Below are 15,137 nucleotides of genomic sequence, written 5' to 3' on the forward strand. Positions count from 1 at the left end.
AAATAATTCCGTTCAAAAGACGCTTCTGCGTGGTTCCACTTTTTTTCACAGGTTTCCCTGCCTCAAAACAGATAACGGTTGTTGGCCGTTTTCAGCTACATATCGCTGAAACTATTCAAAGATGCATTTCAAAAAGTACTGACAACTGTTTTCACCATCCACAGTCTCTCTAAAGTCGCGCTCTTTTTTACTTCTTCTTCTCTACATATTTTTATTATAAAACGTTATTTAAATGATCTAAAGCTTTTTCTTTTCCTAAAAGTTCGATCGTATCGCCTAATTCTGGGCCATGCATTTGTCCTGAAACAGCTACACGGATTGGCATAAATAGATTTTTACCTTTTACGCCTGTTTCTTTTTGGACTGCTTTGATCCCAGCTTTGATACTTGGGACATCAACAACATCCATTGCTTCCAATTGAGCTTTAAATGCAGCTAAGACTGCCGGCACTGTTTCTCCTGCTAGAACTTCTTTCGCAGCAGCATCTAAAACTGGGTGTTCATTGAAAAACAACTCAGATACATTGACGATTTCAGCCGCATAACTCATTTGTGGTTGGTATAGGCTAACAACTTTTTTCAACCATTCCAATTTTTCACTGCTTGGTTGTGCTTCGATTTTACCTTCTGCTACTAAATACGGAAGACACATATCTGTTAAAACATCTAAATCTAATTGTTTCATGTATTGGTTATTGACCCATTCAAGTTTTTTTCCATCAAATGCAGCTGGTGATTTACTTAAACGTTCTGGATCAAAGATTTTGATCAATTCATCTTGTGAGAAGATTTCTTCTTCCCCAACTGGTGACCAGCCTAATAATGCGGTAAAGTTGAACATTGCTTCTGGTAAATAGCCAAGTTCACGATATTGTTCGATAAATTGTAAAATCGATTCGTCACGTTTACTTAATTTTTTCCCTGTTTCAGAGTTGATGATCAACGTCATATGACCAAATTCTGGTGCTTTCCAACCGAATGCTTCATAGACCATCAACTGTTTTGGTGTGTTCGCAATGTGATCATCTCCACGTAAAACATGGGTGATTTTCATCATGTGGTCATCCACTGCTACTGCAAAGTTATACGTTGGCATGCCATCACGTTTTTGAATAACAAAATCGCCGCCGATATTATCTGATTCAAAAACGATTTCGCCTTTGACCATATCTTCAAATGTGTAAGACGTATTTCTTGGTACACGGAAACGAATAACTGGTTTCAGTCCTTGCGCTTCTTTTTCGGCTTGTTCAGAAGGTGTCAATTCTGCACATTTACCTGAATAATGAGGCATTTCACTGCGAGCACGTTGCGCTTCTCTTTCAGCTTCTAATTCTTCTTCAGTACAATAACATTTATATGCACGATTGCTTACCAACAGTTGATCGATTAAAGGTTGATAAATTTCGCTACGTTCTGATTGACGATAAGGACCATATTCACCTGGTTTTTCAGGAGACTCATCCCAATCCATTCCTAGCCAAGCTAAGTTTTCTAGCTGACTTTTCTCTCCATCTTCGATGTTTCTCTTTTGATCGGTATCTTCAATACGAATAATAAAGTCACCATCGTTGTGGCGGGCAAATAAATAATTGAATAAAGCAGTTCTTGCATTTCCGATATGCAAGTGTCCAGTTGGACTTGGTGCGTAACGTACACGTACACGTACTTTTGTCATTGTGCATTCCTCTTTCTATTTATCAAGTAAAGCGACCGCGATCGCTCCCATTCCTTCTTCTTGACCAATGAAACCCATTTTTTCCATCGTTGTGGCTTTTAAATTGATTTGATTTAGCTCAATCTGACATGCTTTAGCGATATTTTCTTTCATTTGTTCTAAATAAGGCTTCATTTTTGGTTGTTCTGCTAAAATTGTACAATCAATATTGCCAATAGTAAAGCCAGTAGTCAAAACTTTTTGACTTGCTACTTGTAATAACTTGATCGAATCGGCATCTTTAAATTCTGGATCTGTATCGGGAAACAAATGACCGATATCGCCAAGCCCTGCAGCGCCTAAAATTGCATCAGTAATTGCGTGCAGTAATACATCTGCATCTGAGTGCCCTAATAATCCTTTTTCAAAAGGGAGCTCCACGCCGCCAATGATCAGCTTACGTCCAGCTACTAATTGATGAACATCAAAGCCTTGTCCAATACGTATCATATTTTCCACCTAGTTTCTTCTTCGTTTGACGATGGCTTCACCAATCAACATATCTTCTGGTGTCGTCAATTTAATATTTTCGTAACTTCCCAAAACCATTGAGACAGGTAAATCACTATATTTTTCAATCAGTGAAGCATCATCTGTGCCTAAATAGTCTTCTTGTTGTGCCCAAACATGCACAGCTAACAAATCCGCTCCATAGAAGGCTTGTGGCGTTTGAACTTGCCATAATGTTTCACGTGGAACTGTTTCTTCAACGATTCCATCAACGACACGCTTGATTGTATCTTTGACGGGCACACCTAAAATAGCAGCTCTCGTTTCTTGAACTTTACGATGGAGTAATTTTAATTGCGCTAAGCTTACAAAAGGTCGGGCTCCATCATGAACCATCACAATATTTTTAGGGTCAAGTAATGCCTTTAATCCATTAAAAACACTGTATTGTCGCTCCGATCCGCCAGAGACGATCGTTATAGGATGTTTTTTCTTGTTCTCCTTTTTAACTACTGCTGCCAATAAATCTTGTTCATCTTCTTGTGTCACTAAAATAATATGTTTACATGCAGGATCATTTAAAAAGGTATTTAACGAATAAGAAATAACTGGTTTACCGATCAAATGCAATAAAATTTTATTACGGCTGGCACCCATTCGTTTCCCTTGTCCAGCCCCCAACAAAATGACCTCATAATCCAGTGCTTTATTTCTATTTTCAGCTCTTTTCATTGGCTTTATGTTCTTCTTTACGATCATCGATTCCGCGACCCGAATGTGCAGGTTTTGCAAAAATCATCCGACCCGCCGCCGTCTGTAAGGCACTAGTCACAACAACTTGAATATGTTCATTCATGTAATGCTGTCCATCTTCAACTACAACCATCGTGCCGTCATCTAAATAGGCCACACCTTGTTGACGCTCTGTTCCAGCTTTGACAACCATTACGTTCATCGTTTCTCCTGGAATCACGACTGGTTTAACTGCATTGGCTAAAGCATTGATATTCAAGACAGGAATGTTTTGAAATTCTGAAACTTTATTTAAGTTATAGTCATTGGTTACGACTACACCATCCAACAGTTTTGCTAGTTTGATCAATTTACTATCTACTTCTGAAATGTCTTCAAAATCACCCTCATACATTTCAACAGAGATCCCATCTTCTTTTTGCAATGCATTTAAAATATCCAATCCACGGCGACCACGAACACGTTTTAAGCTATCACCAGAATCTGCAATATATTGTAATTCATACAATACAAAATTAGGAATCAAAATAACCCCTTCTAAAAAGCCTGACTTAGCAATATCGTAGATCCTACCATCAATAATTACACTCGTATCCAAAATTTTATACTTATGGAAATGATCTTCTACTCTACGATCTAGCACTTCGCCTTCACTTTCGGTTAGAACTTTCTTTTGCTTAGGAGTAAAAATTTTACGCCATTCATCAATACGAGTTGTGCCCATACGAAAACCTAAATAACCAAAAATAATCATCACTAATATGGGTAAAACGCTATTTACAAACGGAATATTCAAATTGTACATAGGAATCGAGATAATCGCTCCGATGATCAACCCAATGATTGCGCCCACACTCCCAAATAATAAATAGGTCAAGCTCATTTCATTTAATGCTGCTTCTACTTTTTTCACACCTGAAACAATATACTTTGCTAACCCTAACGATAAAATGAAGAAAATAAGTGCACCAATCAAACTGTTAGTAAAGTTATTGTTCAGCCATGTGTTATCTGCCTGCTTTGCCATGTCCCAAGCCATCGGTAATAATGAGATACCTAAACTTGCACCAGCAACGACCATCAGCAGTGTGATGACACGTTTTTGCATAGATTCATCCTCCAATATAGTCATACTTATTTTAAAGAATGACAGGAGAGACCGCCTTTAGTTTGTTACCACGATCTCTGTCTCTCACTCTACTTGAATACTTTTCTTAAGGTTTCTCCAATTGTGGCAACGCCGACAATCTCAATTCCTTCTGGTGGCGTCCAACCACCTAAATTGTTCTTCGGTAAATAAATCTTGGTAAACCCTAACTTTTGTGCTTCACGTACTCGTTGTTCAATGCTGTTCACACGACGTATTTCGCCAGTTAAACCGATCTCACCAATAAAACATTCTGTTGGTTTGGTCCCATTTTCTTTGTAACTGGAAGCGATACTGACTGCTACAGCTAAATCGATTGCCGGCTCATTGATTTTGACACCGCCTGCTGCTTTCAAATAGGCATCTTGATTTTGCAAGAGTAAGCCAGCCCGCTTTTCTAGAACTGCCATGATCAATGAAACTCGATTGAAATCTAGCCCTGTGGTTGTTCGTTTAGCATTTCCAAACATAGTTGGTGTAACTAAAGCCTGCACCTCAACCAAAATCGGCCGCGTTCCTTCCATTGCTACAACGATTGCTGAACCTGTGGCATCCGCCAGTCGTTCCTCTAAAAAAACTTGCGACGGATTGGCGACTTCTTCCAATCCATGTTCTCTCATTTCAAAAATACCAATTTCATTAGTCGACCCAAAACGATTTTTGACTGCTCTTAAGATTCTAAACGTATGATGTTTATCACCTTCAAAATATAAAACTGTATCTACCATATGCTCAAGCATACGTGGGCCTGCAATGGAACCTTCTTTGGTCACATGACCGACGATAAAAATCGCAATACCATTGGTTTTGGCAATTTTCAATAATTCAGCAGTTGTCTCACGGACTTGGCTTACACTACCAGCCACACTCGTTACATCTGGCTGCGTCATCGTCTGAATAGAGTCAATAATCACATAATCTGGTTCTAATTTCTCAATTGCACGAGCGATTTCATTCATATCTGTTTCAGCGTATAAGTAAAATTCCGTGTCGATCGAACTTAAACGTTCCGCACGCATTTTGATTTGTTCGGCGCTCTCTTCTCCGGAAACATATAAGACTTTGCCGCCGATTTCTGCAAGTTGTTGTGATACTTGTAAAAGTAGCGTAGATTTTCCAATACCCGGATCACCGCCGATCAAAACAAGTGAGCCTGGAACTACACCGCCACCTAGCACACGATTCAGTTCTACCAGCTTCGTTTTAACTCTTGGCTCTTTCTTAGGTACTACTTCCGCTAGACGTTGCGGTTGTGTTTTTTTACCAGTCAAACTCACTCTAGCACGACGATCTGTCGTATCTTGAATGATCTCTTCTGTCATCGTGTTCCACTGTCCGCAATTTGGACAGCGTCCTAAATATTTGGGGGAAATATACCCGCACGTTTGACATTCAAATTGAACTTTTGCTTTTTTTGCCATATGCTATCCCCTCATTTTGATGTATTCTTTATTTTACCATAGTTTAGGCCGCTTAGACTAAGACTTCCCACTGTAAAATACGCAGTTTTCCAGTGAATTTAGCTTAGTTTTTACCCGAAGAGCCGAAACCGCCTGTACGTTCGTTTTCTACGTCATCAATATCTGCTAAAAGAAATGGCTTAAAGATTCCTTGACCGATTCTTTCACCCTTTTCGATGATCATTTCTTCATAGCCAAAATTTAAAAACTGGAACATGATATGCCCTTCATTGCCTTCGCTATTATAATAATCACGATCGATCACACCCACACCATTCGCTAACATTAAAAAACGTTTCAATGGGTTTGATGAGCGACTAACCAATTCTAAATACTCATTTTCAGCCATGTAGGCTTTGATTCCTGTTTTAACTAAAACTGGCTTTGGCGCAACGCCTTGTGCTTGCTGCTGCCAAATACTTGGTACAACAACTCTTTCAGCTGCTTCAAAGTCATAACCTGCAGCACCTTTTGTCGCACGCTGCGGAATCGTGATCCCTTGGTCTGAATAATCCGTAATAATTTCAAATCCTCGTTGTTTCATCAAAAATCTCCTCTACTTGTAAACTATTTCTATTTTAACATACTACACTGATTCCCTGTTTAGTTTTATAGTATCTTTACTATTCTCTTGTGCTTTTTTAATGTTTTCACATCATTTGGATTCATTTTGTTCATCAAATTGACGTTTATTCTCTTTTAACACCTCATAAAAAATAAAAACAAAAAATAACATTAGCCCAATGATACTTATTACATGAACATATTCAACTACCTGAAGGGCAGCAGGGTTATGAGTCCGATGTGCAGTAATCTGTAAAACGGTTTTAACTGGTAGGTGCGCTTGCTTTGCTAATAACCACAAAACACTCATCAATAGTAACTGATGGGTCACACTACCTTTGGTTTGTGTACTATATTTAGTGATGATCCGTGTATCCTGCGGTAAACTTTCATTCTGATAATATTCTTGATTTAAAAAGTTTCCAGTTGCGCTGATAAAACAGCTTAGCAGGAAAATTCCAAGCGGAAAAAGCGGCAGAAATAGTAACAGAAATAGCGAAAAGATAAATCCACCAAGATGGATGATTCTCGGATCGACATTAGGCAATAAACGATATAAAAATTTAATAACAATCGCTGAAGCAATGATCCCCAAAATATATGGAACATACAGATTAACAGTCAGGCGATCGATCCCTAAGCGTAGTGAAACATAGAACGTGCCAAAAAGGAGCAAAAAGTTCATACACATTCCATTAGCAAATGTTAGTAAGTTTAGCCATATCGGTAGTTTCCACATTTTTCTTTGTCGGTTCAAATACCAAGCTGTGATCAAAAATAAACCAGAAAAACCAATAATGCCAGCATCTAAAAGCTGAGGATCAAACAGAAGTCGAGCCGAACGAATAAATAACAATAAAACAAAAAATCCTAGAAATAAAAAGAACTCTTTAAGCGATACCACTTGTTGGTTGACTTCATTAAAATCAATTTCATAGTCAGGATAATGCGTTACAGTATGGTAGGCAGCTATATACAACAAGGTATATTCACCTAAAACCAACGGAATCCTTAATTCTTTCGTCAGCATCAAAGAAGCGATCACCCCACCTAATAGCAATAGGATAAAAAGATATTTTCTACCAGTCAAAGCTGAATAACCCTGCCTTTTCTCATGATAATTAACTGTGGTATTAGCGGCAGGCAACCATGAGGCACTAAGCCCTAGTAAAACTGCCGAAAACAAATAGGCTGGAAAATAAAATTGACCTAACACGCCGATCAAACACCCGGCACCACCAATCAGGATAGAAATGATCAGCACATTGAAACTGGTCAAAGCTAGTTTAAAACTTTTTAACAAAAAGATGCCCGTCATGCGAAAGGTATAAAAAAGCACAAAAGGTAAAATTCTTTCCATCGTCGTACCATCACTTAAACTCAGAAATAAAAAATAAGGGATGAAAATAACTGTATTGGATAAAATAAACGGCGCCACTTGCAAACAATTGCGGGCTAATTCTTTTAGTTTAGACATTCGTTGATCTCCTTTGAAACGGTTTGTTATGTTGGTAGTCTACCATGATAATGAAAAAAGTGAAATCATCCACTAATAGAAAAAAACGCCTATAACATAAACTATGCAATAGACATCTCTTTTCATTAACTTTTTTCTGTTTATAACACTTCATCTACTAATTTCGTTTGATTTTTTTCAAAAACTTTGAAGAATGGATAATAAACCACCATGCTTAAAACAACTAAAAATACATAAAAAACAATATTCCGCCAATCCATCGTTGCCAGGTATGCTTGAGCAAAAAATGGAGTAAATGATGGATCAACGATAAACCCAAGCGATATCATCCCGATTTTTTGAGCAAAATAGGTTAAAAATAGCGAAATGACTGGCATGATCAGAAAGGGAATTCCTAAAATCGGATTAAACACAATTGGCAATCCGAAAATAACTGGTTCATTGATCGAACAAATTCCTGGAACGAAAGATAATTTCCCAATCGTTCGATATTGCGGCACTTTGCTAAACATCATCAAAAGAACTAAGCCTAGCGTATTTCCAGCCCCGCCTAAAACAGAGATCCGAAACATCTGCAAGTTCATCAAATGTGTCATTGCTTCTCCATTGGCAGCTTGTTCTGCATTCAAACCAGTTTGGGCCACTCCCAGCGTAAAGACGATTGGAAAAATGATCGATGATCCATTGATTCCAAATAGCCACAAAACATTGCCTAGAGTGACGATTAACAGTAAACCACCTAAACTTCCTGCAATATTAACGGCTGGAGTCAACACAGACATGACGGCATCAGGGAATGTTTGATCGATCAGCCCTAAGAAAACCAAATTCAAGCCATAAAAAAGCACAATATTCGTCAATAAAGGAATCAATGTATTGATAAATGTCACAACCATTGGCGGTACTGTATCAGGCAGCGAAATCTTAATATTTTTCACTTCAAAAAAACGGCTAACTTCAACGACTAAAAGTCCTAAGATAATAGCTACAAACAAACCGTTTGTTCCTAAGTAGGCTAACGATATCGTTCCTTCTTTAACAGGTGTACAAACGAGCAAGTATGTTACCATACTGACCATACCATTCATTGCAGCATTTAGTTTGTACTCATTTGATAAAGAGTACGCTATCCCAAAAACACTAATCAAGCCAATGATCCCCATCGTCAGATTGTAGGGTGCGGTGATCATATCATAATTAGCAACAGCAAAATCTTTCCAAACAGCCAAAAATTTCATAAACAGTCCTGCATGTGCAGGATCATACTGCTCCATATTAATCGGCGGATTAGCGAATATCAGGAAAAAAGAACCAATCACGATAAACGGTAACCCAAACATCATTCCAGTAGACACTGCTTTAAGGTGCCGTTGATTACCGATTTTATTGGCAAACGGACTTAAAACATCATTTAATCGATTTACAATAGATTCTTTCGCATTCGCTGAATTTTTCATCAGGTGTCCTCCTTAGACTTGCCAAGAGTTAAACTCAAAAGCTGACTCAACAACTTCATTTGGATCATAACGATCAATAATTTTCGCATATTCTTCTTTATAGTCATTCGTCACATCCGCTTGGGGAATAACAATGCTCGCTTCGTTTAAGAAATGTTTTGAGTCTCGTCCCATCTCTTTACCTCGAGTAGTATGTTTATCCAACGCAATATCAGGAATTTCAGGGACATACCCCATTGCAAAACTTTTGATCACGATATTTTTTAACAAATCAGAAGAACGGTCTTTTTCTGATTGGCATAAGTAACGAATCGCATGGAAAAAGAACATCGCGCGATCCGATTCATTGTATTGAAATTCTTTACGCATTTGATTTAAATTGTTGACCATGATTGCAGCATTCTCATTGCCCATCCCAATATCTTCTACTGAAATTGCCAGCAACCGACGCCATAATTTTTCTTCAAACTGGGGTGAAGTGATATACATTTCATAAGCAAAATCGCATGCTGCCCGTTCATTACCACGGCGGATCGACTTTTGTAAAGCAGAGACTACTTCATCGCCATTTAAATTATTTCTAGTTTTAACTCTTGCCCAGGGATCATTGATATATTCTTGTTCTGTCATGTTATAATACTCCTAACTAAAATGATTTTAAGGATGATTCATGTGAATATCGATAGTCTTGCAGAAAAATACCAATTGAATAAAACTGAGGTTCAAATTTTAAGGTATATGGCTGAGCATCGCCAAGAATTAAAGAATTTAGGTATTCGAGAAATTGCGAAACAAAGTTTTGTATCCACGGCTACGGTCATTAATATGGCTAAAAAGATGAATTTTACAGGTTATAGTGAATTGGTTTTTTATATTAGCAAATTCAACCTTAGCCAAGAACGGCTTGAAAACCATGATGTGATCACAACTTATGGTGAAGCCTTTTTGTCGTTATTAAAAAAGTACCACGATAAAAACATCATGATTTTAGGTTCTGGTTTCTCACAAAACTTAGCCAATTACTTTTCTGAATACTTGAATCTTTATGGATTTAGGGCTACTTCTAATAGTCATTTAGAATTTTTAAGAGCGAGTCACCAAGATGATGTTCTGTTGATTTTCATCAGTAATTCCGGTAATACCGGTAGAATGTTTGAACTAGCAGAAATCGCTCAAGCCAATGAACTAGAAAGCATTTGCTTTGTCGGCAATGATCAATCGACCATCAGCAAACTGTCCACACTTTCTATCAGTACAAATACTTATTCTCCGAGCTCCCATCAAGATTTTTACCCTCAGCTATTTTTTGGTACAGTTCTAATTCAATTTGAATTATTAATGAGTTACACACTTCAAAATTTACAGTAGAAGAAAGATTCGGCCGATGTTTCTTCATGTGCATTATAGTTGAAAAAAGCCAGAACTAGAAGCGCTTTCAGACAGATTTAAACATGTTTACCAATTTATAAACATGTTTGACTTTTTTAAAATGAAAACCTCTGTGAAAAATTTTACGAAATTTACTTTTAATCTTTTTTTAATCTAAGCTTTCTGTTATAATGGTTTTCACATTTACTATACAATAGTAGATGAATGATCATATCAAAGGAGAGATAGATGTATGAAAACTGTTTACAATTTTTCAGCAGGTCCCGCCGTTTTACCTAAAAGTGTATTGGAAAAAGCACAATCCGAATTGGTGAATTATGAGAACAGCGGTATGTCCGTGATGGAGTTGAGTCATCGTTCCTCCCTTTTTGAATCGATCATTGAAAATGCTGAAACCTTACTCAGAGAATTAATGACTATTCCTGATAATTATAAAGTGCTCTTTTTACAAGGAGGCGCCAGTACGCAATTTACTATGGTTCCTTTAAACTTGGCGCAAAATAAAAAAGCTGTATATGTTAATACTGGTTCATGGGCGCAAAAAGCAATTAGTGAAGCCAAAAAAATCACGAATGTCGATGTTCAAGTCATCGCTTCAAGTGAAGATAAAAATTTTACCTATATTCCTGAAATCCACAAAGAAGATATTCCACAAGATGCAGCTTACGTTCATATTACGACCAATAATACGATCGAAGGGACTACAATTTATCAGTTGCCTGAGACAGGTGATGTACCAATTGTGGCCGATATGTCTTCAAATATTTTATCAATTGATTATAATGTAGCTGATTTTGGCTTGATTTACGCTGGAGCGCAAAAAAATATTGGGCCAGCTGGACTGACCGTTGTGATTGTTCGTGATGATTTGATTGGGCAAGCAGATGTTCTTAGCGCCATGTTAGATTATGACATCCATGCGAAAAATGGCTCAATGTACAATACACCACCAACCTATAGCATCTACATGGCAAAACTTGTCTTTGAATGGATCAAAGAACAAGGCGCCGTTCGTCAAATGGAAAAACAAAATAAAGAAAAAGCAGCGATTTTATATGATGCCATCGATGCTTCACCTTTATTTTCTTCACCTGTAACGCCTAAAGACCGTTCAATCAACAATATTCCATTCATTACAGGAAGCGATGAACTAGATAAAAAATTCAACCAAGAAGCCTTAGCAGCAGGTTTTGAAAACTTAAAAGGTCACCGTTCTGTAGGTGGTATGCGCGCTAGTTTATATAACGCCTTTCCTAAAGAGGGTGTTATAGCTTTAGTTGATTTGATGAAAAAATTTGAAGCAGAAAACGGAGGCACAAAATAGATGTATGATATTAAAACATTCAATGCAATTGCACCTGTTGGTTTAGCTCGTTTTAACGAAGAGAACTTTACGATCAATCAATCAAATTCTCCTGCTGGAATTATCTTACGCAGTGAAAAACTCCATGATTATGCCTTTCCCGCTTCTGTTCTAGCTGTCGCTCGTGCAGGTGCAGGAACGAATAATGTTCCCGTTAAACAATGTACCGAAGACGGTATTGTGGTTTTCAATACTCCAGGAGCCAATGCCAATGCTGTAAAAGAGTTGGTTATTGCCTGCTTGCTTTTATCTGTTCGCCCGATTTTAAAAGGCTCTAATTGGGTTCAAACGTTGACAGGAACAGACACTGAAGAACAAGCCGAAGCACAGAAAAAACAGTTTGCTGGTACTGAATTAGAAGGCAAAAAACTAGGTGTGATCGGTCTTGGCGCGATTGGCGCTATGGTTGCTAACGATGCCTATCGCTTAGGTATGGAAGTGACTGGATTCGATCCTTTCGTTTCTGTTGATACTGCTTGGAGCATTTCGCGCCGTGTTAAACGAGCACAAAGCATGGATGAAGTCTTGAAAACCTGTGACTTTGTGACTGTTCACGTTCCTTTATCTGAAAATACCCATCATTTGATTGGTAAAAAACAATTAGCACAAATGAAAGAAAATGCTGTTTTGCTGAATTTTGCTCGTGGTGAATTAGTAGAAACTACTGCTGTGATCGAAGCTCTTGATAGTGGAGAAATCAGCAATTTTGTGACTGACTTCGCTGATGAACGGTTATTACACAATGACAAAATCTTAGTCTTACCTCATCTAGGTGCTTCTACAGAAGAAGCTGAAATCAACTGTGCCAAAATGGCCGCACGTACGTTGAAAAAATTCTTAGAAACAGGAAATATCAAACGTTCTGTCAATTTTCCAACTGTAGAAATGGCCTTTAATTCACCATTCCGTTTTACGATCGTGCATAGAAATGTTCCGAACATGCTAGGACAAATCTCAACAGAAATCGCAAATTTAGAAATCAATATCGATACGATGATCAACCGCAGTCGTGATGATTACGCCTATACGATTGTTGATATTGCTGAAACAGATGAAGCAAAAATCAATGCTGCCGCTGAGAAAATTCAAGCTGCTGAAAATATCATCCGCGTACGCACAATCAAAAATACTGAGGCGGTGAGCTATTAATGGTTATGATTCATCCTTTTAAGAGTATTCGCCCAGCAACTGAATTCAGTGAAAAAATCGCTACATTACCCTATGATGTTTTGAATTCTGCTGAGGCACGAGAGCTCGGTGCAAATAATCCTTATTCTTATTTGCATATCGATAAAGCAGAAATCGATTTACCAGAGACACTTTCTCCCTATGATGATCAAGTTTATGAGAAAGCCGCCAACAATCTACAAACTTTTTTACAAAAACAATGGCTAATACAAGATGACCAGCCGCTTTTATATCTTTATGAGTTAACAATGAATGGACGTGCTCAAACAGGACTCGTAACGTGTACTTCCATCACTGATTATACGAATGGTAGAATCAAAAAACATGAATTTACCCGTCCAGAAAAAGAAGTTGACCGCATTCGCCATATTGAAGCTTGTGATGCTAATACTAGCCCGATTTTTCTAACGTATCGTCGAAATGAACAAATCCAAACAGTGACTGATGAATGGAAAAAAACGTATAAGCCAGTCTATGATTTTACTAGTTTCCATGAGGTCACTCATCGTGTTTGGCTGATCGATCAACCAGAAGTAATCGATCAACTAGTTACAGCTTTTGCCCAAGATGTAGCAGCATTATATATCGCTGATGGTCATCATCGAACAGAATCAGCGGTAAAAGTTGGCCAAAAGAAAAAATCAGCCCAACCAAATGCAACTGACACAGCCGAGTTCAACTACTTCTTATCTGTGATTTTTCCTAAAGAAGAACTGGAGATTTTAGATTATAATCGGGTTGTCAATGTTCCAATTGAAGCAAATTTCTTTGAACGTCTAAGCGTCAATTTCTCAGTTACAAAAACCGAAACAGGAAAACCTGACCAACCGAAAATGTTTGGTATGTATTTAGATGGACAATGGTATACATTGACTGCTAAAGAATCGCTTTTATCTGATGATCCTGTTGATGGTTTAGATGTTTCTTTGCTACAAAATCATGTATTTGCGGAGATTTTCGACATTCAAGATGTTCGTACCGATAAACGGATCGATTTTGTCGGTGGAATTCGTGGAATGAAAGAATTAGAACAATTAGTTGATAGTGGTACGTGGACAGCAGCTTTTGCTATTTACCCAACTACAATGGATGATTTATTAAATGTGGCCGATGCTGGAAAAATCATGCCGCCAAAATCAACGTGGTTTGAACCTAAATTATTGAGTGGATTATTTGTGCACGACCTAGAGACAAATGACGTATAAAGCTGTAAAATAGAAGAATAAAATCAAAGCTTGGACAAAAGCAAATTTTTTTGTCCAAGCTTTCTTGCAAATAAACGGAAATGGCTAGATAATAGCCTTATATAAAATAATCTGGAAAAGTTAGGAAATAAGTGAGGTCAACCATGCGAAAACAATTAAAAGATGCAAAACGAATCGTTATCAAGGTAGGAACAAGTACGTTGATCTACCCCAATGGTAATATTAATTTAAGTGCCATTGATCAATTAGCATTCACCCTATCCGATTTGCGCAACCAAGGTAAAGAAATCATCTTAGTCTCTTCTGGTGCGATCGGTGTTGGGTTGAATAAGTTAAACATGGACAAACGACCCCCGACCATTCCAGAACAACAAGCAGTGGCTGCTGTTGGACAAGCTGAACTGATGAATATTTACAATCAGCGTTTTTTGACTTATAGCCAGCAAATTGCCCAACTGCTATTAACTAGAGATGTGATCGAATATCCAGAAAGCCGAAAAAATGTGACCAATACGATGGAACAATTATTACAAATGGGCATCATTCCGGTCATTAATGAAAATGATACTGTAGCGATCGATGAATTAGATCATCTGACAAAATTTGGCGATAATGATCAGCTATCAGCTATCGTATCTCAACTGATCCAGGCAGATGCTTTGATCATGCTATCCGATATTGACGGCTTTTTCTCTGCTAATCCAACGATCAATAAAGAAGCAACACTTTTCTCTGAAATCAACGAGATCAATGATAAACTTTTACAACTAGCAGGAGGCAAAGGCAGCCGCTTTGGTACTGGTGGTATGTACAGCAAATTAAAAGCTGCAGAACGCGTTTTAGAACATAATAGCGCTATGGTTTTAGCAAACGGACAACACCCTAAGATTATTTTTGATATCTTAGATGGTGAAATGATCGGAACCTTATTTATTCGCTAGTTTCTTATTCATGACAATTAAAAAAA

14 protein-coding genes and 1 other annotated feature are annotated in these 15,137 nt (G+C 37.8%); of the genes, 5 read left to right on the plus strand and 9 right to left on the minus strand.

Annotated elements, in window-relative coordinates; all coding sequences use genetic code 11:
* Nucleotides 1–12: 12 nt before the first annotated feature.
* Nucleotides 13–213: a binding site (T-box leader), on the minus strand.
* A gap of 1 nt (nt 214) precedes the next feature.
* From gltX to A5866_RS10635, 9 genes are all read right to left on the minus strand, one after another.
* Nucleotides 215–1,678: a glutamate--tRNA ligase gene (gltX, locus tag A5866_RS10595; RefSeq protein ID WP_086445436.1), complete on the minus strand. Its 1,464-nt coding sequence runs from the start codon at nt 1,676–1,678 to the stop codon at nt 215–217.
* Between the two features lie 15 nt (nt 1,679–1,693).
* Complete coding sequence (gene ispF, locus A5866_RS10600; RefSeq protein ID WP_086279663.1) at nt 1,694–2,167, minus strand: 2-C-methyl-D-erythritol 2,4-cyclodiphosphate synthase; 474 nt, start codon at nt 2,165–2,167, stop codon at nt 1,694–1,696.
* Between the two features lie 9 nt (nt 2,168–2,176).
* Nucleotides 2,177–2,899, minus strand: coding sequence for a 2-C-methyl-D-erythritol 4-phosphate cytidylyltransferase (ispD, locus tag A5866_RS10605; RefSeq protein ID WP_086277824.1), 723 nt, complete (start codon nt 2,897–2,899; stop codon nt 2,177–2,179).
* Nucleotides 2,886–4,028, minus strand: a complete 1,143-nt coding sequence (locus A5866_RS10610; protein WP_086277822.1) for a PIN/TRAM domain-containing protein — start codon at nt 4,026–4,028, stop codon at nt 2,886–2,888. The genes ispD and A5866_RS10610 overlap by 14 nt, the downstream gene beginning before the upstream one ends.
* 89 nt (nt 4,029–4,117) lie before the next feature.
* A complete protein-coding gene (gene radA, locus A5866_RS10615; RefSeq protein WP_086277820.1) occupies nt 4,118–5,488 on the minus strand; it encodes a DNA repair protein RadA in 1,371 nt (456 codons plus the stop codon).
* A gap of 103 nt (nt 5,489–5,591) precedes the next feature.
* Nucleotides 5,592–6,071 (minus strand): dUTP diphosphatase, encoded by a 480-nt coding sequence (locus A5866_RS10620; RefSeq protein WP_086277818.1) that lies wholly within the window; start codon nt 6,069–6,071, stop codon nt 5,592–5,594.
* Between the two features lie 111 nt (nt 6,072–6,182).
* A complete protein-coding gene (locus A5866_RS10625) occupies nt 6,183–7,568 on the minus strand; it encodes a hypothetical protein (RefSeq protein WP_086445435.1) in 1,386 nt (461 codons plus the stop codon).
* Between the two features lie 140 nt (nt 7,569–7,708).
* Nucleotides 7,709–9,025 (minus strand): PTS sugar transporter subunit IIC, encoded by a 1,317-nt coding sequence (locus A5866_RS10630; RefSeq protein WP_086445434.1) that lies wholly within the window; start codon nt 9,023–9,025, stop codon nt 7,709–7,711.
* 12 nt (nt 9,026–9,037) lie between these two features.
* Nucleotides 9,038–9,655 carry a hypothetical protein gene (locus tag A5866_RS10635; RefSeq protein WP_086445433.1) on the minus strand — a complete coding sequence of 206 codons (618 nt, stop codon included), beginning with the start codon at nt 9,653–9,655 and terminating at the stop codon, nt 9,038–9,040.
* Nucleotides 9,656–9,697: 42 nt separating this feature from the next.
* On the opposite strand from A5866_RS10635, the gene A5866_RS10640 reads away from it, so the two are divergent.
* From A5866_RS10640 to proB, 5 genes are all read left to right on the plus strand, one after another.
* The gene (locus A5866_RS10640) at nt 9,698–10,393 is read left to right on the plus strand and encodes a MurR/RpiR family transcriptional regulator (RefSeq protein ID WP_086445432.1); all 696 of its coding nucleotides are present in this window, start codon (nt 9,698–9,700) and stop codon (nt 10,391–10,393) included.
* A 253-nt stretch (nt 10,394–10,646) separates the two neighbouring features.
* Nucleotides 10,647–11,738 (plus strand): 3-phosphoserine/phosphohydroxythreonine transaminase, encoded by a 1,092-nt coding sequence (serC, locus tag A5866_RS10645; RefSeq protein ID WP_086445431.1) that lies wholly within the window; start codon nt 10,647–10,649, stop codon nt 11,736–11,738.
* Entirely contained in the window at nt 11,739–12,926 is a 1,188-nt protein-coding gene (locus A5866_RS10650; protein ID WP_086445430.1) for a phosphoglycerate dehydrogenase, read from the plus strand.
* Nucleotides 12,926–14,170 carry a DUF1015 domain-containing protein gene (locus A5866_RS10655; protein WP_086445429.1) on the plus strand — a complete coding sequence of 415 codons (1,245 nt, stop codon included), beginning with the start codon at nt 12,926–12,928 and terminating at the stop codon, nt 14,168–14,170. The genes A5866_RS10650 and A5866_RS10655 overlap by 1 nt, the downstream gene beginning before the upstream one ends.
* A 143-nt stretch (nt 14,171–14,313) precedes the next feature.
* A complete protein-coding gene (gene proB, locus A5866_RS10660; RefSeq protein ID WP_086277801.1) occupies nt 14,314–15,111 on the plus strand; it encodes a glutamate 5-kinase in 798 nt (265 codons plus the stop codon).
* Nucleotides 15,112–15,137 lie beyond the last annotated feature (26 nt).

This window comes from Enterococcus sp. 12C11_DIV0727 (assembly GCF_002148425.2).
Lineage (GTDB): Bacteria > Bacillota > Bacilli > Lactobacillales > Enterococcaceae > Enterococcus_L > Enterococcus_L lemimoniae.

What these genes read in the sequence shown, in the direction of transcription:
- A5866_RS10620 (WP_086277818.1), bottom strand. Translation starts at nt 6,071, where the DNA reads ATGAAACAACGAGGATTTGAAATTATTACGGATTATTCAGACCAAGGG.
- A5866_RS10625 (WP_086445435.1), bottom strand. Translation starts at nt 7,568, where the DNA reads ATGTCTAAACTAAAAGAATTAGCCCGCAATTGTTTGCAAGTGGCGCCG.
- radA (WP_086277820.1), bottom strand. Translation starts at nt 5,488, where the DNA reads ATGGCAAAAAAAGCAAAAGTTCAATTTGAATGTCAAACGTGCGGGTAT.
- gltX (WP_086445436.1), bottom strand. Translation starts at nt 1,678, where the DNA reads ATGACAAAAGTACGTGTACGTGTACGTTACGCACCAAGTCCAACTGGA.
- A5866_RS10650 (WP_086445430.1), top strand. Translation starts at nt 11,739, where the DNA reads ATGTATGATATTAAAACATTCAATGCAATTGCACCTGTTGGTTTAGCT.
- ispD (WP_086277824.1), bottom strand. Translation starts at nt 2,899, where the DNA reads ATGAAAAGAGCTGAAAATAGAAATAAAGCACTGGATTATGAGGTCATT.
- A5866_RS10655 (WP_086445429.1), top strand. Translation starts at nt 12,926, where the DNA reads ATGGTTATGATTCATCCTTTTAAGAGTATTCGCCCAGCAACTGAATTC.
- A5866_RS10610 (WP_086277822.1), bottom strand. Translation starts at nt 4,028, where the DNA reads ATGCAAAAACGTGTCATCACACTGCTGATGGTCGTTGCTGGTGCAAGT.
- A5866_RS10635 (WP_086445433.1), bottom strand. Translation starts at nt 9,655, where the DNA reads ATGACAGAACAAGAATATATCAATGATCCCTGGGCAAGAGTTAAAACT.
- A5866_RS10630 (WP_086445434.1), bottom strand. Translation starts at nt 9,025, where the DNA reads ATGAAAAATTCAGCGAATGCGAAAGAATCTATTGTAAATCGATTAAAT.
- ispF (WP_086279663.1), bottom strand. Translation starts at nt 2,167, where the DNA reads ATGATACGTATTGGACAAGGCTTTGATGTTCATCAATTAGTAGCTGGA.
- proB (WP_086277801.1), top strand. Translation starts at nt 14,314, where the DNA reads ATGCGAAAACAATTAAAAGATGCAAAACGAATCGTTATCAAGGTAGGA.
- serC (WP_086445431.1), top strand. Translation starts at nt 10,647, where the DNA reads ATGAAAACTGTTTACAATTTTTCAGCAGGTCCCGCCGTTTTACCTAAA.